The 25,682-nt window shown below is 69.0% G+C and carries 21 protein-coding genes and 1 tRNA gene; 13 read left to right on the forward strand and 9 right to left on the reverse strand.

Annotated features, from left to right (window positions below; genetic code table 11):
- Positions 1 to 11 precede the first annotated feature (11 nt).
- From orn to OG975_RS17690, 3 genes are all read left to right on the forward strand, one after another.
- On the forward strand, positions 12 to 614 hold the full coding sequence (orn, locus tag OG975_RS17680) for an oligoribonuclease (protein ID WP_406330239.1): 603 nt from the start codon (positions 12 to 14) through the stop codon (positions 612 to 614).
- A gap of 107 nt (positions 615 to 721) precedes the next feature.
- Positions 722 to 794, forward strand: a tRNA-His gene (locus tag OG975_RS17685).
- 426 nt (positions 795 to 1,220) lie between these two features.
- Positions 1,221 to 1,826, forward strand: a complete 606-nt coding sequence (locus OG975_RS17690; protein WP_406336306.1) for a GNAT family N-acetyltransferase — start codon at positions 1,221 to 1,223, stop codon at positions 1,824 to 1,826.
- On the opposite strand, the gene OG975_RS17695 is transcribed toward OG975_RS17690, so the two are convergent.
- Positions 1,814 to 2,647, reverse strand: a complete 834-nt coding sequence (locus tag OG975_RS17695) for a serine/threonine protein kinase (protein WP_406330240.1) — start codon at positions 2,645 to 2,647, stop codon at positions 1,814 to 1,816. The two genes, OG975_RS17690 and OG975_RS17695, sit on opposite strands and share 13 nt — an antisense overlap.
- A 311-nt stretch (positions 2,648 to 2,958) precedes the next feature.
- Complete coding sequence (locus OG975_RS17700; protein ID WP_406330241.1) at positions 2,959 to 4,014, reverse strand: LacI family DNA-binding transcriptional regulator; 1,056 nt, start codon at positions 4,012 to 4,014, stop codon at positions 2,959 to 2,961.
- A gap of 584 nt (positions 4,015 to 4,598) precedes the next feature.
- On the opposite strand from OG975_RS17700, the gene OG975_RS17705 reads away from it, so the two are divergent.
- The 4 genes from OG975_RS17705 to OG975_RS17720 all read left to right on the forward strand — a co-directional run bounded on the left by OG975_RS17705 (position 4,599) and on the right by OG975_RS17720 (position 9,435).
- Positions 4,599 to 5,924 carry an ABC transporter substrate-binding protein gene (locus OG975_RS17705; protein WP_406330242.1) on the forward strand — a complete coding sequence of 442 codons (1,326 nt, stop codon included), beginning with the start codon at positions 4,599 to 4,601 and terminating at the stop codon, positions 5,922 to 5,924.
- Positions 5,921 to 6,949 carry a carbohydrate ABC transporter permease gene (locus OG975_RS17710; RefSeq protein ID WP_406330243.1) on the forward strand — a complete coding sequence of 343 codons (1,029 nt, stop codon included), beginning with the start codon at positions 5,921 to 5,923 and terminating at the stop codon, positions 6,947 to 6,949. The genes OG975_RS17705 and OG975_RS17710 overlap by 4 nt, the downstream gene beginning before the upstream one ends.
- Entirely contained in the window at positions 6,946 to 7,875 is a 930-nt protein-coding gene (locus OG975_RS17715) for a carbohydrate ABC transporter permease (RefSeq protein WP_406330245.1), read from the forward strand. The genes OG975_RS17710 and OG975_RS17715 overlap by 4 nt, the downstream gene beginning before the upstream one ends.
- 129 nt (positions 7,876 to 8,004) lie before the next feature.
- Entirely contained in the window at positions 8,005 to 9,435 is a 1,431-nt protein-coding gene (locus tag OG975_RS17720; RefSeq protein ID WP_406330246.1) for a GH1 family beta-glucosidase, read from the forward strand.
- 108 nt (positions 9,436 to 9,543) lie between these two features.
- Here OG975_RS17720 and OG975_RS17725 read toward each other — a convergent pair whose 3' ends face one another.
- The 3 genes from OG975_RS17725 to OG975_RS17735 all read right to left on the reverse strand — a co-directional run bounded on the left by OG975_RS17725 (position 9,544) and on the right by OG975_RS17735 (position 13,314).
- Positions 9,544 to 10,086 carry a hypothetical protein gene (locus OG975_RS17725; protein WP_406330247.1) on the reverse strand — a complete coding sequence of 181 codons (543 nt, stop codon included), beginning with the start codon at positions 10,084 to 10,086 and terminating at the stop codon, positions 9,544 to 9,546.
- Between the two features lie 180 nt (positions 10,087 to 10,266).
- Positions 10,267 to 12,852, reverse strand: coding sequence for an MDR family MFS transporter (locus OG975_RS17730; protein ID WP_406330248.1), 2,586 nt, complete (start codon positions 12,850 to 12,852; stop codon positions 10,267 to 10,269).
- A gap of 18 nt (positions 12,853 to 12,870) precedes the next feature.
- Positions 12,871 to 13,314, reverse strand: a complete 444-nt coding sequence (locus OG975_RS17735; protein WP_406330249.1) for an ATP-binding protein — start codon at positions 13,312 to 13,314, stop codon at positions 12,871 to 12,873.
- 244 nt (positions 13,315 to 13,558) lie between these two features.
- Here OG975_RS17735 and OG975_RS17740 point away from each other — a divergent pair, with 244 nt between their 5' ends.
- Both OG975_RS17740 and OG975_RS17745 read left to right on the forward strand, forming a co-directional pair.
- A complete protein-coding gene (locus OG975_RS17740) occupies positions 13,559 to 14,440 on the forward strand; it encodes a Scr1 family TA system antitoxin-like transcriptional regulator (RefSeq protein WP_406330250.1) in 882 nt (293 codons plus the stop codon).
- Positions 14,441 to 14,451: 11 nt separating this feature from the next.
- Entirely contained in the window at positions 14,452 to 14,652 is a 201-nt protein-coding gene (locus OG975_RS17745) for a DUF397 domain-containing protein (RefSeq protein WP_406330251.1), read from the forward strand.
- On the opposite strand, the gene OG975_RS17750 is transcribed toward OG975_RS17745, so the two are convergent.
- The 3 genes from OG975_RS17750 to OG975_RS17760 form a co-directional block, all read right to left on the reverse strand.
- Positions 14,624 to 14,833 carry a hypothetical protein gene (locus OG975_RS17750; RefSeq protein ID WP_406330252.1) on the reverse strand — a complete coding sequence of 70 codons (210 nt, stop codon included), beginning with the start codon at positions 14,831 to 14,833 and terminating at the stop codon, positions 14,624 to 14,626. The two genes, OG975_RS17745 and OG975_RS17750, sit on opposite strands and share 29 nt — an antisense overlap.
- Positions 14,834 to 15,017: 184 nt before the next feature.
- Positions 15,018 to 15,338 (reverse strand): hypothetical protein, encoded by a 321-nt coding sequence (locus OG975_RS17755; RefSeq protein WP_406330254.1) that lies wholly within the window; start codon positions 15,336 to 15,338, stop codon positions 15,018 to 15,020.
- A 13-nt stretch (positions 15,339 to 15,351) separates the two neighbouring features.
- Positions 15,352 to 18,876, reverse strand: a complete 3,525-nt coding sequence (locus OG975_RS17760) for a DNRLRE domain-containing protein (RefSeq protein WP_406330255.1) — start codon at positions 18,874 to 18,876, stop codon at positions 15,352 to 15,354.
- Between the two features lie 602 nt (positions 18,877 to 19,478).
- Between OG975_RS17760 and OG975_RS17765 the strand changes: the two genes are divergently transcribed.
- Entirely contained in the window at positions 19,479 to 20,489 is a 1,011-nt protein-coding gene (locus OG975_RS17765) for a hypothetical protein (RefSeq protein WP_406330256.1), read from the forward strand.
- A 193-nt stretch (positions 20,490 to 20,682) separates the two neighbouring features.
- Positions 20,683 to 21,231, forward strand: a complete 549-nt coding sequence (locus OG975_RS17770) for a DUF1062 domain-containing protein (RefSeq protein WP_406330257.1) — start codon at positions 20,683 to 20,685, stop codon at positions 21,229 to 21,231.
- A gap of 49 nt (positions 21,232 to 21,280) precedes the next feature.
- Here OG975_RS17770 and OG975_RS17775 read toward each other — a convergent pair whose 3' ends face one another.
- The gene (locus OG975_RS17775) at positions 21,281 to 22,756 is read right to left on the reverse strand and encodes an MFS transporter (protein WP_406330258.1); all 1,476 of its coding nucleotides are present in this window, start codon (positions 22,754 to 22,756) and stop codon (positions 21,281 to 21,283) included.
- Between the two features lie 105 nt (positions 22,757 to 22,861).
- On the opposite strand from OG975_RS17775, the gene OG975_RS17780 reads away from it, so the two are divergent.
- Positions 22,862 to 23,461: a helix-turn-helix domain-containing protein gene (locus OG975_RS17780; RefSeq protein ID WP_406330260.1), complete on the forward strand. Its 600-nt coding sequence runs from the start codon at positions 22,862 to 22,864 to the stop codon at positions 23,459 to 23,461.
- A gap of 361 nt (positions 23,462 to 23,822) precedes the next feature.
- Complete coding sequence (locus OG975_RS17785; protein WP_406330261.1) at positions 23,823 to 25,535, forward strand: thiamine pyrophosphate-binding protein; 1,713 nt, start codon at positions 23,823 to 23,825, stop codon at positions 25,533 to 25,535.
- Positions 25,536 to 25,682 lie beyond the last annotated feature (147 nt).

The raw sequence follows: 25,682 nt of genomic DNA on the forward strand, positions 1-25,682 counted from the left end.
GGGTGAGACACATGAACGATCGCATGGTGTGGATCGACTGCGAGATGACCGGGCTCTCGCTGTCGGATGACGCGCTCATCGAGGTGGCCGCACTGGTCACCGACTCGGAGCTGAACGTGCTCGGCGAAGGCGTGGACATCGTGATCCGCCCGCCGGACGCGGCGCTGGAGACGATGCCGGACGTGGTGCGCCAGATGCACACGGCCTCCGGCCTCCTCGACGAGCTGGCCGCGGGCACGACCCTCGCGGACGCCGAGGAGCAGGTCCTCTCCTATGTACGTGAGCACGTCAAGGAGCCGGGCAAGGCCCCGCTGTGCGGGAACTCCGTGGGCACGGACCGCGGCTTCCTCCTCCGCGACATGCCGACCCTTGAGGACTACCTCCACTACCGCATCGTGGACGTCTCCTCCGTCAAGGAGCTGGCCCGCCGCTGGTACCCCCGGGCGTACTTCAACAGCCCGGACAAGAACGGCAACCACCGCGCCCTCGCCGACATCCGCGATTCCATCGTCGAGCTCCGCTACTACCGCGAGGCGATCTTCGTCCCCCAGCCCGGCCCCGACTCGGAGACCGCCCGCACCATCGCGGCGAAGCACGTCCTGCCCGCCGAGTAGGCCTTTGACGGGGCCCTCCTGGGGCCCCCGAAAAAGCCGTGCGCGAGCACCCCTTCGGACCCTGTACACTTTTTCTCGGCCGGTCAGGGAAACCAAGACCGGACATGGTGGGTGTAGCTCAGCTGGTAGAGCACCTGGTTGTGGTCCAGGATGCCGCGGGTTCAAGTCCCGTCACTCACCCTGATCAGTCAGCCGGTGACCTGTTCGAACAGGTCACCGGCTGACTGCGTTCCCGCACGTTCCACACACCACCGAAGCCCGTACCCTTCCCGCGTGCGCCATCTCGCAGAACCTTTCGCCCTCGGAGCCCTGCGCCGGGGCCGCCCGATCGAACAGTTCCTCGGTCCGGCCGGTTCGCCCGAGCGGCCCGGTGTCCGGTATGTGGAGATCAGTCCGGTGAAGACGGGGTACGAGATCCACCTCCACTCCGTAGAGGACATCGGGGACGAGTCGTTCTGCGACCTCGGCGAGTTCCCGCCCCTCGATCCCGACGACGAACGCGCCGAGTTCGGTCTCCTGATCACCACGGCCGACGACCCGCTGACCGCCCTGAACGCCGCCGAGCGTCACACGGGAGCGGTACGGGGACGGTGGGTCAACGCGGCCATGTCGGGGGACGAATACAGGGACTTCGTCCTGGCGGGCCGTCCGGCGACGGCGTCGCCCGACGGGCACCCCTGGCCCGCACCCACGCCCCGCGTGTCCGCCGACACCATCCGCACCACCCACCTCGACCTCCTCCCCCTCCGCATCGAGCACGCCGAGGAGATGGCCGAGGTGTTGTCCGACCCGGCGCTGCACACCTTCATCGGGGGCACCCCTGACGGTCCCGAGGCGCTGCGCGCGCGGTACGAGCGGCTCGTCGTGGGTTCCCCCGACCCCGCTGTCTCCTGGTGCAACTGGGTGCTCGGACTGCGTGAGGAGGGGTGCCTGGTGGGGACGGTGCAGGCGACTGTGGTCGGGCAGCGGGCGGAGATCGCCTGGGTGTTGGGCGCGCGGTGGCAGGGGCGGGGGCTGGCCAAGGAGGCCGCCCGGGGCTTGGTGGAGTGGCTGGCGGCGCGGTCCGTGCGTACCGTCCTCGCCCACATCCACCCCGGCCACCACGCCTCCGCGGCCGTCGCCGAGGCGGCGGGACTGTCCCCGACCGGCACCGTCCATGGCGGCGAGGCCCGCTGGGAACTGACCGTACGGCCGTCGCCTCACGTTTCCTGAGGCTCGCCCGCCGCGCGCCACGCCGCCGCGAAACGGTGGACGTCGGCGAAGCGGTCGTCCGGGTCGGGGAACGTGGCGCGTTCGACGACCGCCAGCTGTTGCGGTGTGCCGCGCCAGGCGCGCTCCTCGTCACCCGCGTCCAGGAGCAGCCGGGCGGTGCGGCCGAGGGTGAAGACGGTCGTACGGGTGTCGATGACCGCCCCGCGCACGAACTCCTCGGGGGCCATGAACCGCCGGGAGCCCGGCAGCCGTTCGTCCTCCACCTCGAAGGGACCCGGCCGGTACTCGTCGAGGTCGATGAGATGGGCCGCGTCGGCGGCGAAGTCGTAGAGCAGCGCGCCGTCGTAGAAGTCGACGGCGACATGGCCGGCGGCCTCCACCGCGAGGTGTGCGTCCAGGACCCGGTCGAAGGCGCGCAGTACGCGGGCGGTGGGCAGGGCGCGGAAGCGGGCCATCGGGCTGCCCGGGCTAGTACGGTCGCGGGGACCGCCCACGGTGGCGTGGTACAGCACCTCGCCCTCCCGCCAGGGCATCACGACCGCCCAGCCGCCACCTCCGCGCACGGCGATCCGGTGGACCTGGGGGACGATCGCCGAGTGCCGTACGGCCCGGTGAAATGCCCATCCTCGATCGAGTGAGCGCCGTGCGCTGTCGTTGACCGACTCCTTGACGAACCACCGCGCACCGTCGAGCAGCCGCACCCCGTACGACACACACCCCGAGTCCTGCTCCCTGAACACCTTGAACACCTCGCCCACGCGGCCCAAGTACGGTTCCACGGCGGGCACTTCATCAACTCCGAGCAAGGGATGCAGGACCATGCTCGCCACCATGCCGTAATACCCCGCCCCCATGTGGAGAGAAGCCGCAGGTCAGGCATCGCGCTGCGGCAACGGCGGAGCAATGACGGCGGTGATCGGTTCGCCGCCCGGGACCTGCGGGACCACCTCGGGCGGGCACGCGGGGACAGTGGGGGCGGCGAGGGCGACTGGTACCGGTAGCCGCGCACGAGACGTCGTACCACCGGCGCGTACGACGGCGTACCACCGGCGCGCGTATGGCGTCATACGACCGGCGCGTACGACGTCGTACGACCGGATACCGCACGCCGTACGACCAGACACCGCACGCCCTACGACGACTCCCGCACCACCAGCTCCGCCGGCAGCACCAGCTGTCGCTTCTCCAGCCCGCGCGACACCGCCGGCCGGCGGTCCGCGATCTCGCCGAGGAGGAGGTCGATCATCGCGCGGCCCATTTCCTCGATCGGCTGGCGGACGCTGGTCAGGGGCGGGTCCATGTGGCGGGCGATGGCGGAGTCGTCGTAGCCGATCAGCGCCACGTCGTCGGGTATGCGGCGGCCCTCCTCGCGCAGGACCTGGCGGGCGCCGGCCGCCATGACGTCGGAGCCGGCGAAGACCGCGTCGAGGTCGGGGCAGTGCTCCAGGAGCAGGGTCATCGCACGGCGGCCGCCCTCCTCCGTGAAGTCGCCGGGGACGATCAGCCGCTCGTCCACCTCGCGGCCCGCGTCGAGCAGCGCCTCGCGGTAGCCGTCGACGCGGCGCTGGGCACCGTAGACGTCGAGACGCCCCGCGATGTGGGCGATCGTGCGGCGCCCCCGGGCCATCAGGTGCTCGATCGCCGCGCGGCCCCCGCCGTAGTTGTCGGAGTCCACGGACGGCAGCGTCTCGTCGGCCGAGCGGCGACCGCTGATGACGGCCGGGATCTCCAGCTGGGCGAGCAGGTCGGGGAGGGGGTCGTTCGCGTGGACCGAGACCAGGAGGACGCCGTCCACCCGGTGGGCCGCCAGATACTGGGCCAGCCGCTGCCGCTCCCGGTCGCTGCCCGCGAAGATCAGCAGGAGCTGCATCTCGGTCTCGGAGAGTTCGGACCCCACGCCCTTGAGCATGTCGGAGAAGTACGGCTCCGCGAAGAAGCGGGTCTCCGGCTCGGGGACGACGAGGGCGATGGCGTCCGTGCGGTTGGCGGCGAGGGCACGGGCCGCCGTGTTGGGGACGTAGCCGAGTTCCGCGACCGCCGCCTCGACGGCGGCGCGGGTCGCGTCGCTGACCCGTGGGGAGCCGTTGATCACCCGGGAGACCGTGCCGCGGCCCACTCCGGCGCGTGCCGCGACCTCTTCCAAGGTCGGCCGGCCGCCGCCCCGGCCCCGCGCTCCGTGGCTTGCCATGGTCCGCCTCCCGTCGACACCGCGCGCTGCGCGACTGGCCTGGAATCTAACAGTCCCGTTCATGTACAGAAGCCCGGCGATCGCGCCGACCTCGCCCTGCCACCGCCCTGCCACCGTCTGGCCACCATCCGAACCACCACCCGGCAACCGCCCGAACCATGGCCTGGCCACCACTCGGCAACCGCTCGAACCACCGCCAGGCCACGCCCCAGGCAACCGCCCAGGCCACTACCCGACCCCGCCCGAGCCACCACCCGGCAACCGCCCGAGCCACCCCCCGAAACCACCACCCGGAGCCGGCAAGTCACACTGACACGAGCCACTCCCCCCGCCCCGAAGCCCCCCTCCGACCCGTCCCCCGCGGTTAGTTAACGGGCCGATAACTGAACGCATCTCTCCGCGCTCCCACCCTTGACACCCCCGCCCGGACCGACGACTCTTCAACACATCACCTGTGGGAGCGCTCCCACAGTACCTGACACATACACATCCCGCACGTTCCCCGCCCGAGCCGCAGCGAGAACCAACGGGCCCAACAGAGCAGTTGGCCGGGGGGTCGGCACGTCAGGCAACAGGAGGACGCAATGCGCACGAGTACCCGTCGGTCCCGCAGGCTGGGGGCCCTCGCGGCCGTCGCCGCGCTGACCACAGGGCTGCTGGCCGGCTGCGCCAGCGACTCGAAAGACAAGGGGTCGTCGGACGGCGGCGGAGGCGGCGGCAAGGGCACGACCACGCTGACCATCGGTACTTTCGGCGTCTTCGGCTACAAGCAGGCCGGCCTCTACGACGAGTACATGAAGCTGCACCCGAACATCTCCATCAAGGAGAACGTCACCACCAAGACCGACGTGTACTGGCCCAAGACCCTCACACGTCTGCAGGCCGGTTCCGGTACCGACGACATCCAGGCGATCGAGGTCGGCAACGTCACCGAGGCCGTCCAGACGCAGGCCGACAAGTTCGTCGACCTGGGCAAGGAGGTCGACAAGTCCCAGTGGCTGGACTGGAAGCTGGCGCAGGCCACCACCAAGGACGGCAAGACGATCGCGCTCGGCACCGACATCGGCCCGATGGCGATCTGCTACCGCAAGGACCTCTTCGAGAAGGCCGGTCTGGAGACGGACCGCACCAAGCTCGCCGCGCAGTGGAAGGGCGACTGGTCCAAGTACGTTGCGCTCGGCAAGGAGTACATGAAGAAGGCGCCCAGCGGCACCAAGTTCGTGGACTCCGCCTCCTCGGTCTACAACGCCGCGCTCGGTGGCGAGAGCGAGCGGTACTACGACAAGGACGGCAACGTCATCTGGGACAAGTCCACGGGCGTGAAGTCGGCCTGGAACAACGCGATGACGGTCGCGACCAGCAATATGTCGGCGAAGCTGAAGCAGTTCGAGGACCCGTGGAACAAGGCCTTCTCCAACGCCACCTTCGCGACGGTGGCCTGCCCCGCGTGGATGATCGGCTACATCGAGGAAAAGTCGGGTGACTCCGGCAAGGGCAAGTGGGACGTGGCGGCGGCGCCGACCGCGGCCAACTGGGGCGGCTCGTTCATCGGTGTGCCGACGGCGGGCAAGCACCAGAAGGAGGCCATCGCGCTGGCGAAGTGGCTGACCGCGCCCGAGCAGCAGGCGAAGGTCTTCGCCAAGCAGGCGAGCTTCCCGTCGACCCCGTCGGCGTACGCGAGCCTGAAGCCGCTGGCGGACACCACGGCGTACTTCTCGAACGCGCCGATCGCACAGATCTTCTCCGACTCGGCGAAGACCATCCCGACGCAGTACTTCGGCACGAAGGACCAGCCGATCGGTACCGCGATCACCGACGTGGGCATCCTCCAGGTCGAGCAGAAGGGCAAGACCCCTGCTCAGGGGTGGTCGGCGGCCACCAACGAAATCAAGGACGTGCTCGGCCAGTGACCAGCTCCAAGCAGGCTCTCGCGCAACCCGCGCCGAGTGCTGACGCCGCGCCCGGCTCCAAGCCGGGCGCGGCGGGGGGCGCTCACGGTCGCGGTACGCCGCCCCCGGGCTCGAGTTCGTGGCGCAGCCGGCTGTACCGCTGGGACATGAAGGCGTCGCCGTACGCGTTCATCGCCCCCTTCTTCATCATCTTCGGGGCCTTCGGGCTCATCCCGCTGCTGTACACGGCCTGGTACTCGCTGCACGACGTGCAGCTGGCCTCGCTGGACCACCAGACCTGGGCGGGCCTGGACAACTACAAGAACCTGTGGTCCTCGGACTTCTTCTGGAACGCCCTGAAGAACACCTTCACCATCGGTCTGATCTCCACGGTGCCGCAGCTGCTGATGGCGATCGCGATCGCGCATCTGCTCAACTACCGGCTGCGCGGCTCGACCGTGTGGCGGGTCGTGATGCTCACCCCGTACGCCACCTCGGTGGCGGCGGCGACGCTCGTCTTCACGCTGCTGTACTCGTGGGACGGCGGCATGATCAACTGGCTGCTGCACTTCGTCGGGGTCGACCCGGTCAACTGGCGTGAGTCCGACTGGGGTTCGCAGTTCGCGGTCTCCTCGATCGTGATCTGGCGGTGGACCGGCTACAACGCGCTGATCTACCTCGCCGCGATGCAGGCGATCCCGACCGACCTGTACGAGTCGGCGGCGCTGGACGGCGCCAACCGCTGGCAGCAGTTCCGGCACGTCACCATCCCGATGCTGCGGCCGACGATCCTGTTCACGGTGGTCGTCTCCACCATCGGCGCGACCCAGCTCTTCGGCGAGCCGCTGCTGTTCGGCGGGCTCAGCGGTTCGAAGGGCGGCTCCGACCACCAGTTCCAGACGCTCGGCCTGTACATGTACGACCAGGGCTGGATCATCGGCAACCTCGGCAAGGCGTCCGCGATCGCCTGGTCGATGTTCCTGATCCTGCTGATCGTCGCCGTGATCAATCTGCTGTTCACCCGACGCCTGAGGAAGTCCCAATGACCACAAGTGATCTGACGTTGCCTCAGGCAAAGGAGAAGGTGAAGGGCGACGGCGGCGGCGCGGGCACGGACGGCCGGGGCTCCCGGCGCCGGGTGCTCGGCGCGGGCAAGCAGCTGCACGCGGGCCCGGTCACCTACGTCGTCCTGGTCGTCTTCGCGCTGGTCTCGCTGGCGCCACTGGTGTGGACGGCCATCGCGGCCTCGCGCAACGACCAGCGCCTGGCGCAGACGCCGCCGCCGCTGTGGTTCGGCGGCAACCTGTTCAAGAACATGCAGGCCGCCTGGGACCAGGCCGGGCTCGGCACCGCGATGTTCAACAGCACGATCGTGGCGGGCACCATCACCATCGGTACGGTGGTCTTCTCCACGCTCGCCGGATTCGCCTTCGCCAAGCTGCGCTTCAGGTTCTCCAGCACCCTGCTGCTGCTGACCATCGGCACGATGATGATCCCGCCGCAGCTGGCCGTCGTACCGCTGTACCTGTGGATGAGCGACCTGCACTGGGCCAACCATCTGCCGACGGTCATCCTGCCCACCCTGGTCACCGCGTTCGGCACGTTCTTCATGCGGCAGTACCTGGTGCAGGCGCTGCCCACCGAGCTGATCGAGGCGGCGCGCGTCGACGGCGCGAACAGCCTGCGCGTGGTGTGGCACGTGGTCTTCCCGGCGGCGCGCCCCGCGATGGCGGTGCTCGGACTGCTGACCTTCGTGATGGCCTGGAACGACTTCCTGTGGCCGATCATCGCGCTCAACCAGCAGAACCCGACCGTGCAGGTCGCCCTCAACTCGCTGGGCACCGGCTACGTACCCGACCAGGCCGTGATCATGGCGGGCGCGCTGCTCGGCACGCTGCCGCTGCTCATCGCCTTCCTGCTGTTCGGCAAGCAGATCGTCGGCGGCATCATGAACGGCGCGATCAAGGGCTGACCCGCCGCGCCGCCGGCCGCGCAGCCGCCGACGGGGCCGGGTCACCGCCGCCCCGGCCCCACGCACCTCCCCCCACTTCCCCCCTCCTCCTGACCGTCGGTCTCCACGACCCCTTATGGGAGCGCTTCCATGCCTGAGCCCGTTACCCCTGTGACCTTTCCTCCCGCCTTCCTCTGGGGCGCGGCCACCTCCGCGTACCAGATCGAGGGGGCGGTGCGGGAGGACGGCCGCACCCCCTCGATCTGGGACACCTTCAGCCATACGCCCGGCAAGACGGCCGGTGGTGAGACCGGTGACATCGCTGTCGAGCACTACCACCGCTACCGCGACGACGTGGCCCTGATGGCGGAGCTGGGCCTGACGGCGTACCGCTTCTCGATCTCCTGGTCGCGCGTGCAGCCGACCGGCCGCGGCCCCGCCGTACAGCGCGGTCTGGACTTCTACCGCAACCTGGTCGACGAGCTGCTCGCCCACGGCATCAAGCCGGCGGTCACCCTCTACCACTGGGACCTTCCGCAGGAGCTGGAGGACGCGGGCGGCTGGCCCGAGCGCGACACCGCGCTGCGGTTCGCCGAGTACGCGCAGATCGTCGGCGACGCGCTGGGCGACCGCGTCGAGCAGTGGATCACCCTCAACGAGCCCTGGTGCAGCGCCTTTCTGGGGTACGGCTCCGGGGTGCACGCTCCGGGCCGTACGGACCCGGCGGCGTCCCTGCGCGCGGCCCACCACCTGAACCTGGCCCACGGGCTGGGCACTTCGGCACTCCGCGCCACGATGCCCGCCCGCAACTCGGTCGCGGTGAGCCTCAACTCCTCGGTGGTCAGGCCGCTTTCCCAGGACCCGGCCGACCTGGCGGCCGCCCGGCGCATCGACGACCTCGCCAACGGCGTCTTCCACGGCCCGATGCTGCACGGCGCGTACCCGGAGACCCTGCTGACGGCGACGTCGTCGGTCACGGACTGGTCGTACGTCCTGGACGGCGACCTGGCGGCGATCAACCAGCCGCTCGACGCGCTCGGCCTCAACTACTACACCCCGACGCTGGTGTCGGCCGCGGCGGCATCGGCCGACGGCCCGCGCGCGGACGGCCACGGCGCGAGTTCCTTCTCCCCCTGGCCGGGCGCGGACGACGTCGCCTTCCATCAAACCCCGGGCGAGCGTACGGAGATGGGCTGGACGATCGACCCGACGGGCCTGCACGACCTGATCATGCGCTACAGCGGGGAGGCGCCGGGCCTGCCGCTGTATGTGACGGAGAACGGCGCGGCGTACGACGACAAGCCGGACCCGGACGGCCGCGTCCACGACCCGGAGCGGATCGCCTATCTGCACGGCCACCTGTCGGCCGTACGGCAGGCGATCGCCGACGGCGCGGACGTCCGCGGCTACTACCTCTGGTCCCTGATGGACAACTTCGAGTGGGCGTACGGCTACGGCAAGCGCTTCGGCGCGGTGTACGTGGACTACGCGACGCAGGCCCGTACGCCGAAGTCGAGCGCCCTCTGGTACCGGCAGGCGGCCCGGACGGGGACGCTGCCGCCGGTGACGGCCGTCGAATAGAAGCCGAATAGACGCCGAATAGACCAGGTGACCGGGGGGCGCGGGGGATGGCGGGGGACGGGGCGCGGCACCTGAGGGGGGTGCCGCGCCCCGGCGATCCACGGCTGTTTACGAGGAGTAGACCTCGGTCATCGCGGTGATCTTGTTGTCGGCGCCGACGGCGACGTCGTAGAAGTTCATCCCCCAGCAGTCACTGGTGTCCGCCGAGGCCTGACCGCCGTCGTACGAGGTCCCGTTCGGGTCCGCGCACGTCTTGACGTGGGCGATGCCGCCGTCCTGGGCGGTGAGGGCCTTCTGCTTCATGTCGTTCTTGCTGATGACGGTCACCTTGGTGTCGCCCGAGGCCATGGAGTACGTCTTCACCTCACCGACCGGCTCGTAGGCGGCACCGGCGTCCGACTTCGGGTCGCAGTGCATCTTGGCGTCCTTGGCGATGACGTTGTTCATGGCGCCTTCGACGTTGTTGACCCAGATGACCTTGTGGCCCTTGGCGATGGTCGGGCAGGAGCCGTTGTCCGCGCTCGCGGAGGCGGCAGGACTGGCGGTGGCTGTAGCGCCCGCGGAGGCGGTGGCGCTCGGACTGGCACTGCTTCCGGCGGCACCGGTGTCGTCGGTCTCGCCGGGCTGACAGGCGGTGAGGGTCAGCGCCACGGAAACGAGCATGGCGGTGCCAAGAGCATGACGGATGGAAAGCACGACTCCCCCGAGTGGTGATACGGGCCGAGGCCCGGGTGGTGAAAACGGCCGAAGCCGATGTGTGAAAACGGCCGAAGATCGACCCGGCCGCACACTATATAGGTATGGGCATGCCGAGTTGATGTTGCTTTTGCTTCAGGTCGCGATGCCCTTCGGCGCCCTAACCGTGATCATCATGGCGGCGATGAGGCCCGCGAGCAGCATGCCGCCGGCCGCCCACCAGAGGGTGTCGGCGTAGCCGCTCAGCAGCACTTCGGGGATCTGCTGGGAAGTCGACCGGCCCGACGCGAGCGCGGAGTTCAGACGGGCGGTGACAACGCTGCTGATCAGGGCCACGCCGATCGCCACACCCACCTCGTGGGCCGTGACGATGCCGGCCGAGGCCCCGCCGGGCTGTGGCGAGGCGGCGTCGCCGGTCGCGATGGCGAAGACCGGCGTGAAGGCCAGGCCGATACCGAAGCCGGTGAGAAGCAGGCTGGGCAGCACCTGAGTCGTGTACCCACTGTCGATCGTCAGGCTGGTCAGGATCAGCAGCCCGAGCGCCGCGGTCACCAGGCCCGCCACGATCAGGACGCGGGGCGCGGCACGGTGCAGCAGACGGGCGGAGACCTGGGTGGAGCCGATGACGAGCGCGACGACCATGGGCAGGAAGGCCACGCCGGTCCGCGCCGGGGTATATCCGAGGATGTTCCCCTGGAAATAGGCCAGGGCCGGGAACAGGGCGAAGAAGCCGGCGCCGGCCAGGACCATGGCGAGCAGGCAGCCGACGCGGTTGCGGTCCTTGAGGAGGGACGCCGGGAGAATCGGGCTGGACGCCTTGGTCTGCCACCACACGAACGCGATGAGCAGGAGGACGCCGGCCCCGAGCAGGGCCACGGTCACGGGGTCGGTCCAGCCGAGCGGCTCGGCCTTGTTGAAGCCGTAGACGAGGGCGCCGAACCCCACGGAGCTGAGCAGCACGCCGAGCACGTCGAAGCGGGCGCCGGTGCGGCCCTGGAGGTCGTGCGGCAGGGTGGCCACGCCGATGAAGGCGACCACGGCGAGGGGGATGTTGGCGTACAGGGCCACGCGCCAGCTCAGGCCCTCGACGAGCAGCCCGCCCGTGAGCAGCCCGAGCGCCGTACCGCCGCCGGCGACCGCGGCGTAGACCCCGAAGGCCCTGCCGCGTTCCTTCGGGTCGGTGAAGCCGGTGGCCACCAGGGACAGCGCGGACGACGACAGCAGCGCGGCGGCGACGCCTTGCAGCGCGCGGGCAAAGATCAGCGTGCCGGCAACAGAGGCCGAACCGCCCATCCCGGCGGCCACCGCGAAGCAGACCAGGCCGACGATCAACACCCCTTTGCGGCCAACGAGATCCGCGAGGTGCCCGCCGAGCGGCAGCAGTCCGGTGAAGGCCACCGCATAGGCGAGGGACAGCAGAGCCAAGTTGCTGGAGCTGATGTGCAGGTCGGCTTGGAGGGACGGCATCGCCATGTTGAGGGCCGGCACTTCGATCAGCACCATCAGCTGCACCAGGACGGCCACCACCAGGGCCCACCAGCGCCTGGGGTGCGGGGGCGCCACATCCTGGAGGTGGGCCGAGACCGGGGCCGGGAGTGCGGCGGGCCAGGCGCCGGGTGATGTGACCGGCGGTGGCCCGAATGCCTGCGCGGGGCCGAAGTGCGCCAGGGCGGTCGGGGCGTACGCGGGTGGCGGAGGTGGCGGCTGCGAGGCGGGGTGAGACGCGGACTGGGGCTGGGGCTGCGGAGGCGAGATGCGGGGGTCTGGGGTCGTGACGGGGGTTGCCGGATCAGGGGTCGCGGGGGTTGCGGGGGCGGGGATTGCGGGGGCGTAGTCCAGCAACTTGGCTGCGTGGCGGCCGAGTTGCGCCAGTACCGCGCCCGGCAGCCATTCCTCGGCCCGGTCCGTCGTCGTGCGTATGGCCACCTGCTGCGGGGTGGGCCGCCTGGCCGGGTCCTTGTGCAGACATTCTCGTACGAGATCGGCAAGCGTCGCCGGTACGCCGGTGAGGTCCGCCTCCTCCTCGGCGACGCGGAAGAGGTGGGCGTTCAGGCCGGTGTCCGTGGCGCCGAAGAGAAGGCGCCCGGTGGTGGCGTAGACGAGGACGGCACCCAGGCAGAAGACGTCGCTGGCGGGGGTGAGTTCAAGGCCGCGGACCTGCTCCGGCGACATGAAGCCGGGGGAACCGATCAGCATGCCGGTACGGGTGTGCAGGCTGTCTCCGGCCAGGCTGTCCATCGCCCGCGCGATACCGAAGTCGATGACGCGCGGGCCGTCGACGGTGACGAGGACATTGGACGGCTTGAGGTCACGGTGGATCAGGCCCGCCTCGTGCACGGCCTGCAACGCGAGGGCGAGCCGGTTGGCGAGGGTATGCGCCGAGTGCTCGGGCAACGGCCCGAAGTCCTTGGCGACCACGCTGTGCAGATCGGGCCCCGGGATGTACTGCGTCGCCACCCAGGGCACGTCGGCCTCGGTGTCGGCGTCGAGGACGGCCGCCGTCCAGCTGCCGCCCACCCGCCGGGCGGCGGCGACTTCACGGGCGAAGCGCTTACGGAACTCCGGGTTCCCGGCGTACTCGGCCTGCACGACCTTCACGGCCACGGTGCGTCCGACCTCGGAACGGCCCAGATAGACCAGGCCCATGCCGCCCGCGCCGAGCCGGGCGATCAGGCGGTACGGGCCTATGCGGGTCGGGTCTTCGGCGATCAACTGGTCCACGGGAGGAAGGTAGTCCAACTATCCAATGGTGGTGGGTGCATTGCGCGAACCATCACGCCCCAGCTCGAACCAGGTCGCCTTGCCCCGGCCGGGCCCATGCGTGCACACGCCCCAGGCGTCGGCGCCGTACGAGATGAGCTGTATGCCGCGGCCGTCCTCGTCGTCGGGTCTGGCGGTACGGCAGTTGGGGAAACCGGGGGCTTCGTCGTGCACGAGGACGCGGAGGCGGTGCGGGTCGGTCCAGCCGGCGTGGAGGGTGACGGGGGTTGTGCAGCCCTTGCTCACACAGGCGTTGATGGCGTTGGTGACCGCTTCTGATGTCAACAGAACTGCGGTGTCGGTTAGTTCGGGGCGGTGTGAGGCGGCGAGGAGGGTGCGGATGGTTTCACGGGCGGCGCGGACCCAGACGGGGTGGGGCGGGAAGACGAGGGAGACGTCGGTGGGGGGTGGGGGGTCCTCCACGGTGGGGTTCTCCTTGGGGTTCGGGGCGCGTACGCGGTGACCAGGTCCTGGCCTCAACTGGGTTGAGGGTGGGGGTACTTCCTCGTGGGGCGCGGGGTGGGTGATGTGCTTCGACGGTACGGTCAGTTGTGAGCCGGGTTCAATCGTGAACGCGATTTACGACCCGTGTGGGTGACCTCGCAAGCAACGGGTCGACGCCGCGGTCGCGATCACGGCACACTGCGCACGGCCACAGGGAGGGACCATGCCACCACGGAGCAGCCCCAGCGAACGTCAGCGACGTCTGGGCGTCGAGCTGCGCAAACTCCGGCTGCGCGCACGGATGTCGAGCGACGCCGCCGCCGCGCTGCTGGAGGGCGAGCGCTCACGGGTCAGCCACATCGAGGCCGGACGGCTCAACGTCTCGCACAACCGGCTCTACAAGTTGCTCCGCGAGTTCGGCTGCCCGCCGGGACCGTACTTCGACGAGCTGATGAGCATGGCCCAGGCGAGCGGGAAGGGCTGGTGGGACGCGTTCAGCGACACGATTGGCCCGGCGGCTCGGGACCTTGCCGAACTCGAATCCCGATCCACGGCGCTCCGGACACACGGACCACTGGTCATCCCCGGCATGCTGCAGACCGAGGACTACGCCCGCGCGGTACTCGCCGCCACGGAGGCAGACCCACAACGCGCAGACCGCTATGCCGAGTTCCGCCTGGCCCGCCAGCGCGTACTGACCGGCGAATCACCAGTCACGTACCGTGCCGTCATCCATGAGTCCGCGCTCCATACCCAAGTGGGAGGCCCGGCGGTCATGCGTAGGCAACTGCTGCGGCTGATGGAGGTCTCCCGGCTACCCAACGTGACCGTTCAGGTCTACCCCTTCGAAGCCGGTGTCTACTCCGCACATACCCGCTCCTTCGTCCTCTTCGGCGGAGGAGCACCCGAACTCGACACGGTCTACTTGGAGCACCCGACGAACTCACTCTTCCTCGGGGATGGAGAGCAACTCGACGAGTACGCGAAAATGTTCGAGCGGCTCTCGGAGCTGGCACTGGCACCGGTCGACCCGGAATCGGCGCCGGAGTCACACGAGTCACGCGACTCGCTAAGCCTCATCCAGCACGTCATGTACGCCCTGTGAAAGGACCCGCCATGCCCCACCTCGTCTGGCAGAAGTCGTCGTTCAGCACGGGCGGCGAAGGCGAGTGCGTAGAGCTGGCGGCATCCACGACCGGCCACATCCACATCCACCTCCGCGAAAGCGACGAACCGCACGCCATCGCCACCACCACACCCCACACCCTGGCGGGACTGCTCGGCGCCCTCAAAGCCGGTCGGATCGCCCGGCCCTGACGCGACGACGCGCCACCGGAGCGATCACGGCGACGCAGACGAGCCAGACGACGACGAAGACCACAACCTCAACAACCGACGGCAGTTCATGCTGAGTGACGAGCGAGGTCACGGTCATCCCCACCGCGGCCATGCCGAAGGAAATCGCCGCGCGCTGGGCGAAGGGCCGGGTGCGGGCCATCAGACGTACCGCCGTCCTGGAAAGAACACGAACCTGTCTCAGATGTGATCGTCCCGCAGAGTACTGCCCTCCCCCGAGAGGAACCACGATGCCGGGAACCTCACGCGCTGCCCCGGCCGCCGGGACGGAGAACGGGGCGCGGACCCCGTGAGGGATTCCGCGCCCCGCTATCGCCGAGAAACGCTCAACACTCCATGTACCAGTCCGCCGAGTACGGCTGGAGCAGGAGGAACACGAACGCCGCCAGGAGGAGCCGGACGGCGATCAGCAGCCAGGTGACGGGACGGGCGCCCCGGCTGCTGCGGCCCGCGAGGAACCAGGTCAGCGGCAGGGACAGCAGTACCCCGCCGGCCATCCAGACCCGGCTGTCCTGGGTCGCCTGATCACAGTAGACGTGCCCGCTGAGCGCGTAGAGACCGTACGCGGTGGCAGCGGCGAGAACGGCTTCGATTCCGAGCGGTACCGACCACCGCGGCGGCAGGCGAAGCAACCCGACCTCTTTCATGCGATGCCCTCCATCACTCGTACCAGGGGAACACGGACACGATCCAGACATCCATGTTCTTGTAGCTTCCTGTGCGCTGCTTGGACAGCCGGTAGTTCTTGCGGTTCGTGCTGTGCTGCGTGATGTAGATGTTCCCCTGGGAGTCGATCTTCGTCACGACGGAGGCGTGGCTGATCCCCTTGAATCCGTTGGGGTGGTCGTCGCCCTTCAGGTTCCAGTTGTAGTAGATGATGTCGCCGACGTTGACCTGGCTCTTCTTCGTGTGCCAGGCGTAAGTGGCCTGTCGGCTCATGAAGTTGGCCGAGTGGTAGGCGTTGGCCCAGGAGTACGAACGCTTGGGCCAGCTGTTGCTGTCGTCGCGCCACCAGTAGTCGTCATCGTCGTAGGTCCAGCGGGTCCCGCCGGACTTCATCTTCATTCCGCCGCCGCGGTTCAGCGACTTGGAGACGAAGTTCGTGCAGTCGTTGTCGTAGTCGTGCTTGGAGTTCCAGTGGTCGCGGGCCCAAGCAGCCGTACCGCCCCAGGAGATGTCGGCGGCGTAGGTGGCGTCTGCGGACACGGTCGTGGCCGTGGTGGAGGTGCTGTCGGTGCCGCTGACGAGGTTGCCGTCGGCGTCCGTCTCCATCGCGTCGGGCACGGTGGAGTCGTCCGTGGTCGAGGTGTCGGCCACCGCCAGCGCGTCCGCGGACTCGCTGACCGTGATCTCGGCCGCGGCCGCGTCCTGGTAGCCGGTCAGCACCGGGGTGCTCGCGGTCGTGAGCGTATAGAGCCGGGTGCTCTCCTCGGCCTCGTCCGTGGAGTCCGGGTCATCCGTGTCCTCACCGGCGACGACGGTGTCGGTGAGGGTGGACGTGGCGCGCAAGGTGACGGTGCCGGTGGTGCCGGACGGCATGGCGAGCACGTTGCTGAGGGTCACTGCCGGCTCGTAGGTGTCGGAGTCCTCGTCGCCGAGGACGGCCCGGTCACCGAGTGGGTCGGACTGCTCGGCGTCGAGGACGTCCGCGAAGCCCGTGCCCTGGTCACTGTCGGACGCGGCGGAGTCGGCGGACGCGTAGTCACCGGCGAGCAGGCCGAGTTGGGCTTCCAGGTAGGCCTGCACCACGTCCTCGTAGACGGCGGCGCCGCCCGTGACGGCGACGGGGGTCACGGCGCCGGAGGTGGCGGCCGCGCCGGTGCCGACGCTGTTGGTCGCGGTCACCTTGAAGGTGTAGGCGGTGCCGTTGGTCAGCCCCTTGATGACCGCGGACGTGCCGTCCGTGGTCGTCGTCGACACCGTGGCGCCGCTCTTGAGGGCGGTGACCGTGTAGCTCAGGTCCTCATCCGTGACACCCCAGTTCTCGGGCGCCTCCCAGGTCACGAGAGCGCCCGTCTCACCGGCCGTGGTGGCGAGGTGCTGGACCGCTGTGGGGACGGTGTCCGCCGTGTCGCCCTCGTCCGCCGCGGCCACATCGACGGTGAACGTGCTCTTCGCCGTGTACGAGGAGCAGGTGTCCCCCACGCACGCGCGCATCTTCCAGCTGTACGTACTGCCGTCGGTGAGGGTCTCCGGCACCACCAGGGCGGCGCGCTCGCCGTTCCCGACGGTGGCCGTCCCCAGGGGCGAGTCGCCCACGACGGCGCCCGTGCTGTCGTAGAGGACGTACTCGGCGGTCACGGCCTCCTGCCCGACCGCACCGACCAGACCGGTCAGCAGCGGTGTGGTGGTCTCGGTCGCCCCGGTCTGCAAGTCGCTCGGGACGTCGGGGATGTCCAGGGCGCCGGTGTCGACGGTGAACGTCTGCCATGACGTCCAGGCCGTCGAGTAGTCGGTGCCGTCGTAGGCGCGGGCCCGGACACGCAGGTGGGTGCCGTCGGTCAGGGACGACGACGAGGGCACAGCCAGGGCGGCCGCCTTGCCGGAGCTGACGTACGCGGTGGACTTGGTCAGCGTGTACGTGGTGTCGGCGTAGTCGGGGTCCGGCTCGATGGCGTACTGGACCCGCGCCTTGGCCCCGGAGTCCGCGTCGGACACCTTGGCGGAGAACACCGGATTGACCGAGGTGACGATCTTCTCGCTGCCGCTCGTCGTGCTCGGCGAGAGGGTCAGCGAACTCGGCGTCTTGGGATACGAGTTGTACGTCACGGTCAGGTGCGGCTCGGTCGCGGCGTCGCTTCCCGAGACGTAGTTCGCCGAACGCCAGCGACGCCAGGTCAGGCTGTCGGTCTCGCTGGTGCCCTTCATCTTGAGACCGTAGTTGGCCGAGCCGTCCGCCCAGGCCTGGACGATGTCGTCGATGTCGAAGTTGACCGTGCCGGCCGGGCAGTCGTCGGAATAGCCCTTGGCGGCCGTGCTGGTGACCGCGCCGGTGCTGGTGGAGGACGGTTCGCTGCCCCAGGTGATCGTGGAGGAGGACCAGGACGAGGTGATCCGGCGGACCTGGGTGCCCGAACCCGAGGTGGAGCAGGACGAGGACCAGTACGAGTACAGGGCCAGGTTGGTGTCGAGGATGTCGGTGCCCGCGAAGTCCGAGACATCGAACTTCAGATAGGAGCGGGCGATCGTGTCACCGCCGTTGTACGTGCCCGACTTCAGCTCCGCCGAGGAGATCTGCGAGTCGGTGTAGTTGGTGGCGACCCAGGTGTCGGTGGTGACGGCGAGCGTCGAGGTGGGGTCGACGGTGACCGGGTAGGTCAGGTCCTGGTCGAAGTAGGACGCGTCCGGGGTGAGGACGAGGGTCTGCCGGCCGTCGCCCGCCGTCTCGATGTCTGTGTCCACGGAGGCGATGTGCTGCGACTCGCCGGAGGCCGGGTCCTTGGACGAGTCCCACATCATCGGCGCCGGGGCCTCGGCCACCAGATCGCCGTCGGCGTTCTTCAGCAGCAGGTGCCCCGAGTCGGCCTGGGAGAGGGTGAGCCCGTCCAGGGTGATGGGGATGCGGTAGGAGAGCGTGCCGTCGGGCGCCGAGTCCAGGACGACGTTCTGGGAGATGCCCTGTTTAAGGGCGGTGACCGTCAGCGTCTGGTCGTCGCCGAGGTCGTACGAGGCGGTGTCGCCGTCCACCGTCGGGGTGGGCAGGGTCGTCTCCCACCCCATGGTCAGGGAAACATCACCGTCGGAGACGGAGGCCAGGGTCTTGTCCCCGCCGTCCGAGACCGCGATGTCGGCGGCTGCCGCCTCCGGCTCCAGCGCGGGGCCCGCGTCGGACAGGTCCGTGTCGATGGCCTGCCACGTCCCGCCGTCGTCCTTGACCCTGATGGGACCGGCGTAGCTCTCGGCCGTCAGCGTGCCGTCCGGGTTCGCGTACACGGTGGAGGTCTCGGTGCGCTGCGAGGTCAGCTCGACCCGCTCGCCGCTCAACTTCGCCTTGCGCCGCGCCAGTTCGTCCTCGGACAGGAACGACAGCGCCTTCGCCGCGCCCTCGCTGCCGCTGTCCTCGAGAGTGGTGGCGGTGATGCTGTTTCCGGGAGCCGTGGATGAGGCTCCTGTGGCCTGCGTCAGAACTGCCGTGCCCCCGAACGGGTCGGTGGCCGCGACCAGCCCCGTGAGCAGCAGCGCCATCCCCGCGGCCTGCGCTCTCCGTCTGTACCGGGATGTCCGCCCTGCGGGCGTCCCCCCAATGTCTCTGTTCACATGCCCCTCACTCAAGTCCCTTACGGCGACCGGAAATCGACTACCGCTGGCCGGAAGGTAGCGGCACCTCTTGTGGGGTCGGCCGATCGCACAACGGGCCCTGGAGCGACGGCTGTTCGTCCGCTGTGGATCTACAGAGTGCTGTCGGTGGGGCAGTTGGGAGCGCCCTGTACGCGTATCGGGAAATCTCCTTCATTCCCTCCCCTCACACATACATCTGCACCCCTTTCGTGAAGGGATCCGCTCCTTAAAGATCTTGACGAACCTGTGACCCTCGCCGGCATCTTGACGCATCCTTGTCAGCCCGATCACGGTCGGAGGCGCGACCGTCGGCGCAGAATGGGCCGGTGATGCCCGTACAGGACGAGGACCCGTCGCCCCGGAGAACCGACACGCAACCGCCTCGGAAATCCGATGCTCCACCGCCCCGGAAAACCGATACTCCACCCCCTCGCAGAAACCGCCCGTCGGTCTGGGGGCCCGCGACCATCGGCTGCGTCCTCCTGTTGTGCGCGGCGTGGCTGCTGCTGGTGTCCACGCGCGGCGCGCTGCACGAGGAGCGGGACTTCAGGGCAGCCCTCGCCTGCACTACGACGCAGTCCGACTCCGACTTCGGCTCCGACTCCGCCTCCGCCTCCGACTCCGACGACTGCCTGCGCACCGTGACGGCACGCATAGACCGCGCCGAGCGGGATACGAAGCACAAGGGGGCGTCGTACTGGCTGTACGTCACTGAGCCTGGCGGCAAGAAGGACAGCGCTTGGATCAGCGGTCACATCCCTGACTCCCCGACCGCCTGGTCCGGAACCCACGTCAAGGTCACCCTCTGGCGGGGCGAGATCCGGTACGTCGACTTCCCGGCCGGACGCCTGTCCACGCACGCCGACCCGCGCGGCAGCTACCGGCCCCGCCTGGCCGCGAGTCTCGGCATCGGTTTCTTCGGCCTGGCTCCGCTCTGGGCCGGGTACTGGTGGGCCCGGCGCTCCATGGTGTCTCCCCTGCGCGCCCCCTGGCAGCTCGGCCTCCCCATGACGGGCGCACTGACGCTCGCCGCGACCAGTGCCGTCGTGGCCCTCGTGACCCACGGGATCTGGACCGCGCTGGAGTACGTCGCGGTCGCCGCGGGTGTGGTCCTGCTGGGCTGCACCGTGGCCGCGCTCGTGCTCCGGCGGCGCCAGAAAGCCGACGACACCATCGAGGTGACGCCGTCCGTCCCAACGTCTGAGCAGTGCTTCCCGGGCTCCGTCTTCGGCGAGGGCCGCTACAGCGCCGGAGGCGGCGGCTACCTGATAGCAGCTCCCGGCCTCCTCCTGACCACCCCCGACCCGACCGGCGCCTTCGCCCGCCGCCCGATCCCCTCCACCCTCATCCCCATACGCGTCCGCCCGCCCTACTGGACGGACCCCCACGGTGGCGACTACGCCGCCGAGAGCGTGGTGATCGAGTGCCGTGACGGCGACACCCCGGTCGTCATCGTGACGAAGAAGGAAAACGTGCCGTGGGTCCTGGGGGTCCTGCAGTCGGTCACGACTGCGCCCTAGGCGGTGAGGCGCTCGAAAACCAGTGGAGCAGCGCCGCTGTGCGCCATTACCGTGCTGCCGAACCAAGTCGTCTAGGCAAGGACGTCTCGTTGTACACCGTGTGAGACCTCCCAAGCGATGAATCGTCGCGCGACGCGCATGTGCGCCGCGCTCCTTTTTGCTGCGGTCTTCTCACTGAAACCGGTGTACTTCTGTGCTCAATAACTGGGTGGTCGCGCCCACCTGCCTGCCGCTCGTTCTCCGCCGTTGCCACGCGTGCGCGTCCGAGCGCTTCCGGACGAGCGGTAAATTTCGCGTCAACGCCAACCACAAGCTCATCGACGCCTGGCTCCTCGCGCTCTGCACTGGTTGCGGGGAAACTACAAAGCTCACGGTCCTGGAGCGGATGCATGTGCGCTCCGTACGACCTGAGCTGCTCGACCGGATGCATGACAACGACCCTGACCTGGCAGCTGAGTTGCTCCAGGATCCCGTCGTGCGGCGCCGTAATCGCATCGCCCTCGACTGGGACAACGCCTGGCGCCTCGACACCGGCGGATCAGATCACCTGGACCGCGAGGTGATCGACGTCTCGGTCCGCTTTGCGGCGCGGATCCCTGTCCGGCCGGTGCGACTGATCGCTGAAGGTTGCGGTCTTTCACGGGCCGAGGTCGAGAGACTGATCACGGACGGGAAACTCGTTTCGGCAGTCCGGCTGAGCGGCAAGCTCTCCGGCGACTTCACCTTCATGCTCAAGCGCTGAGCCCTCCTCGGGACCAGGGGCCTGTCCGGCAAGACCCGCCGGACAGGCCCTAGCCCTGCGGGGACGCGGGACGGATGGTGCCGTCCTTCGGCCCCTCCGTCGGCCCCTCCTTCGGCCGCGATGCGTAAGCCACCAGGAACAGGGACAGTCCGCAGATGGCGACCAGGATCCAGCCCGGACGGGACGCGTGGGCGAGCCCCGTCGGGGTGGTACCCGCGACCAGGCCGCCGGCGATGGCGATGCCGAGGGCGGAGCCGAACTGGCGTGCGGTGGACGTGATCGCTCCGGCCACGCCGGCTCGGGCGGGAGGCAGTCCGCTCACCGCGGTGTTGGTGATCGGGGCGTTGGCGAAGCCGAACCCGATGCCGATGAGCAAGTAGGCGAGCAGGAGCAGGAGCACGCTCGTGTGCTGGTCGAGTGCGACCAGGCAGAGTCCGCCCACTGTGATGAAGCCGCCGGCCAGGAGGAGCGGCAGCCGCGGTCCGGTACGGCCGACCAGACGGCCGGACAAGGGTGCGCAGACGGTCGCTCCGAGCGCCATGGGCAAGGTCGCCACCCCGGCGGCCAGCGGCGTCCATCCCCGAGTGTGTTGCAGATAGAGGGTGTTGAGCAGCAGGGTCACGTTCAGGGCGACGAAGACCGCCACCGCGCCGAGGACCGCGCCGCTGAAGACCGGACGCCGGAAGAGCCGAGGATCCATCAACGGCTCACTCCGACGGATCTCGACCCACACGAATCCGACCGCCGTCGCGACAACGACGACGTACGCACTCAGTGCCAGAAGCGACGCCCAGCCGATGCGCGGCCCCTCGATGAGGACGCCGACCGAGACTCCGATGACCACGGTCAGCAGCGCCTGGCCCGGGAGGTCGAGCCGCCGCGCCCGCTGTGCCCGGGACTCCGGCACGAACACGGCGCTGAGTACGAGGGCGGCCACGATGACCGGCAGGTTGATCCAGAACACCGACCGCCAGCCGAAGCCGGCGAGGAGGGCGCCGCCCGTGACAGGGCCGGCGGCCATGCTGAGCCCGAAGACCGACGCCCAGACACCGATCGCCTGCGCCCGCTCCCTCGGGTCGGGCATCGCGTTCACCACGATCGCCAGCGCCACGGGACTGAGCATCGAGGCACCGATCCCCTGAACGGCACGGGCCGCGATGAGCACGCCCACCGAAGGGGCCACCGCGCAGACCAGCGAGGCCGCACCGAACACGGCCAACCCTGACTGGAACACCCGACGACGCCCGAACCGGTCCGCCAGCGCACCCGAGGAGATCAGAAGACTCGCCAGTACGAGGGTGTAGGCGTCCACGGTCCATTCGAGACCCCGGGTCCCGACCCCCAGACCGCGCCCGATGGCCGGCAGGCCCACGTTGACGATGGTGGTGTCCAGGCCCACCAGGAACATGCTCAGACAGCAGACGGCCAGCACGGTCCAGCGCCTGCGCGCGCTCAGAAGGGGCTCAATCGGTTGAGCCGGTTGGATCGGATGGGTGGGCTGATGGGGCTGAGTCGTCGCGGTCACGGTCTACCTCTCACGTCCGGAAGCGCCTGAGCGCCTGCCCCGCCAGGCTCGGCCCGGACGACGACCGCCGCCCACCAAATTTGCGAAGGCTGCAAACTGGACCCTGTGGACTCTGTGAACGCAGAACTGGAACAGATCATCGACGCCATCGGCCCCCGGCTGCGCACACTGCGCCGAGACCGTGGGCTCACCCTGGAGGCCCTCGCGGCGACGACCGGGCTGTCGGTGAGCACCCTGTCGCGCCTTGAGTCGGGCAAGCGGCGCCCGACCCTGGACCTGCTCATCCCCCTCGCACGCGAGCACCACATCGCACTCGACCAATTGGTCGCCGCCCCTGCCAGCGGTGACCCCCGGGTACACCTCAAGCCCCTGCGCAAAAGCCACGGCAGCGTCCTCGTGCCCCTGACCCAGTACCCGGGCCGCGTGCAGGTCTTCAAGCAGGTGCTGGCTCCCCGCGAGCCAAAACTCGTGACCCACGACGGCTACGAGTGGCTCTACGTCCTCGCCGGCGAACTACGCCTCATCCTCGGCGAACGCGACTGCACACTCCACCCCGGCGAAGTGGCCGAGTTCGACACGAGGGAACCGCACTGGTTCGGTCCGGCGAACACCAGCGCCGTAGAGATCCTGCACCTCTTCGGGCCGCGAGGCGACCAGGCCGTCGTCCGGGCGAGTCCGGCTCATGACCCGCGACACCCGGGCTGAACGCGGCGGCGCGGTCCAGTAATTCGGCGTGATCGGCACCCATCGCCGGGCGGTAGAGAGTGGGTACGCGGGGGCACACGGCAGAGGGCCCGTGCGGTCCAGAACGCGGTCCGAGTGCGCCATCAAGCGCTGTCGGGCGACAACGGTTTGGGTGATTCTCCTACGAGATTCCGTCCAGACGGAACGGTGGCGGGAATGAATTCCACCGGCCTGTTCCTGTTGAAACACAAACCTGTGTGGACGCGGCGACACCGCGCCGGTAGAACAACGTTGCCGTACGGAAAATGGCGCGCGAAAACCCGTGGACGACCGAGTGACATGACACGGATGAAGTGACGTGACACTGACGAAGGGAGAACCCATGAGGGTCTACGAGGCGATCGTCAAGGGACTGGAAGGCATTGGAGTGCAGGCCGCTTTCGGCGGTGCCGGAGAGAACGCGGCCGGGCTGATGCTGGCGCTGAAGAATTCGGAACAGATCCGGCCGGTTATCGCGCGCCATGAGCAGGGCGCGTCCTTCATGGCGTGCGGCTATGCCATGTACACGAATCAGCTGGGTTTCTGTTTCGCGACGGCGGGACCCGGCGCGTTCAACCTGTTCTCCGGGCTGGCCGTGGCGATGTCCGACTCCTATCCGGTCCTCGCCGTCACGGGATACTCGAGGATGAAATGGGAGGGATACGGCTCCCTCAACGAGACCTCGGGCGTGAACGGCACCCCCGACTCCCGGAAGATGTTCGCGGCCACGACCAAGAAGTCCATCCGGCTCACCGACATCGCCGACACCTGCGATGTCTTGGAGGACGCGGTCAACACCGCCTTCAGCGGACGGCCCGGGCCGGTGCACATCCACGTACCCGAGGACCTGACCGAGCGCGGCGTCAAGGTCGAGAACTTCCGGCCCATCCGGCTCGATGTGGCACCGGTCCTGCCCGATCCGGCACGGGTGGAGGAGATCGCGTCGGTACTGGCGGATGCGCTCGCGCGGCGGAAGCGGATCGTGGCGCTCGTCGGCTTCGGGGCCGTCCGCAGCGGAGCTGGGCCGGAGATCAAGCACCTGATCGAGCGGTTCCAGATCCCGCTGCTCACCACGCTGGACGGCAAGGGCATCGTGTCCGAGGGACACCCGCTCGCGGTGGGCGTCTTCGCGGACAGCGGTCACTCCAGCGCGTGGAAGGCCTTCCGCGAGGCCGACGTCGTGCTGTGTATCGGGAACGCCCTCAACCAGCACGCCACGTTCAACTACCGCGAAGACCTCTTCGACAACAAGCTGCTCATCCATGTGAACATCTCCGAGACGGAGTTCCACAAGGCCTACCGGCCCGACCACGCCCTGCTGTCCGACGCGCGCCGGGGCGTGAAGGCCCTCACCGACGCGCTGGAGAAGAAGGTCGGCTCCGTGCCCGCGGTCAAGGTGCACGGCCAGGACTACGAGGCCCGGCACATCGTCCACCTGCCGGGGAAGATCCACCCCGGGGAACTCGCGCAGGCGATCGGCCGGATGCTGCCGCCCAAGGGTGTTCTGCTCGCCGACGCGGGCGCCCACCTGGCCTGGCTCGGGTACTACGTGGAACTCGAAGAGGGGCAGAACTTCCGCAAGGCCGGTTCCTTCGGACCGATGGCCGGTCACGTCAACGGAGCCATCGGCCTCAAGGCCGCGCACCCGGACCGGACCGTCGTCGTCGGCTGCGGCGACGGCTGCTACTCGCTGTCCGGCTTCGAGTTGATGACCGCCGTCGAGCACGAGATCCCTGTCATCTGGGTCATCTTCAACGACGGGGAATTCAAACTGATCAAGCTCTTCCAGATCGTCACGTACGGCGAATCCGGCCTCGTCGAGTTCAAGAACCCGGACTTCGCGTCCTACGCGCGCGCATGCGGCGCGGACGGCTACCGGGTGGAAACACTCGACGAATTCGAGGACGCGTTCCGCGCGGCGCTGGAATCCGGCCGGCCCACGATCATCGACGCCAGGATCACACGCTGGGCCGTACCGCACTACAGCCCCTCGCCCGACGGTCTGATCGACGCTCTGGTCGAGACCGTCGAAGAACGCTTCCAGGACGAGAACTGAGAACGAATGAATTCCAAGGAAATCAGCAATCGCAAATGGGCGATTCGGCAATCGTAAATCGGCGCCCCGGCCGGGTGGGGGGATTTCCGGCCGGGGCGCCTTCCCCCGTGGTGGGACCGCCTGCGCGTAGGAGCCGACTGGCAAGGT

The organism is Streptomyces sp. NBC_00203, from assembly GCF_045206325.1.
GTDB lineage: Bacteria > Actinomycetota > Actinomycetes > Streptomycetales > Streptomycetaceae > Streptomyces > Streptomyces lutosisoli.

Coding starts and splice junctions, on each gene's coding strand:
- OG975_RS17740 (WP_406330250.1), top strand. CDS start 13,559: ATGCCACCACGGAGCAGCCCCAGCGAACGTCAGCGACGTCTGGGCGTC.
- OG975_RS17745 (WP_406330251.1), top strand. CDS start 14,452: ATGCCCCACCTCGTCTGGCAGAAGTCGTCGTTCAGCACGGGCGGCGAA.
- OG975_RS17690 (WP_406336306.1), top strand. CDS start 1,221: ATGTCGGGGGACGAATACAGGGACTTCGTCCTGGCGGGCCGTCCGGCG.
- OG975_RS17695 (WP_406330240.1), bottom strand. CDS start 2,647: ATGGTCCTGCATCCCTTGCTCGGAGTTGATGAAGTGCCCGCCGTGGAA.
- orn (WP_406330239.1), top strand. CDS start 12: ATGAACGATCGCATGGTGTGGATCGACTGCGAGATGACCGGGCTCTCG.
- OG975_RS17700 (WP_406330241.1), bottom strand. CDS start 4,014: ATGGCAAGCCACGGAGCGCGGGGCCGGGGCGGCGGCCGGCCGACCTTG.
- OG975_RS17760 (WP_406330255.1), bottom strand. CDS start 18,876: ATGGCGCTGCTGCTCACGGGGCTGGTCGCGGCCACCGACCCGTTCGGG.
- OG975_RS17720 (WP_406330246.1), top strand. CDS start 8,005: ATGCCTGAGCCCGTTACCCCTGTGACCTTTCCTCCCGCCTTCCTCTGG.
- OG975_RS17755 (WP_406330254.1), bottom strand. CDS start 15,338: ATGAAAGAGGTCGGGTTGCTTCGCCTGCCGCCGCGGTGGTCGGTACCG.
- OG975_RS17715 (WP_406330245.1), top strand. CDS start 6,946: ATGACCACAAGTGATCTGACGTTGCCTCAGGCAAAGGAGAAGGTGAAG.
- OG975_RS17705 (WP_406330242.1), top strand. CDS start 4,599: ATGCGCACGAGTACCCGTCGGTCCCGCAGGCTGGGGGCCCTCGCGGCC.
- OG975_RS17785 (WP_406330261.1), top strand. CDS start 23,823: ATGAGGGTCTACGAGGCGATCGTCAAGGGACTGGAAGGCATTGGAGTG.
- OG975_RS17750 (WP_406330252.1), bottom strand. CDS start 14,833: ATGGCCCGCACCCGGCCCTTCGCCCAGCGCGCGGCGATTTCCTTCGGC.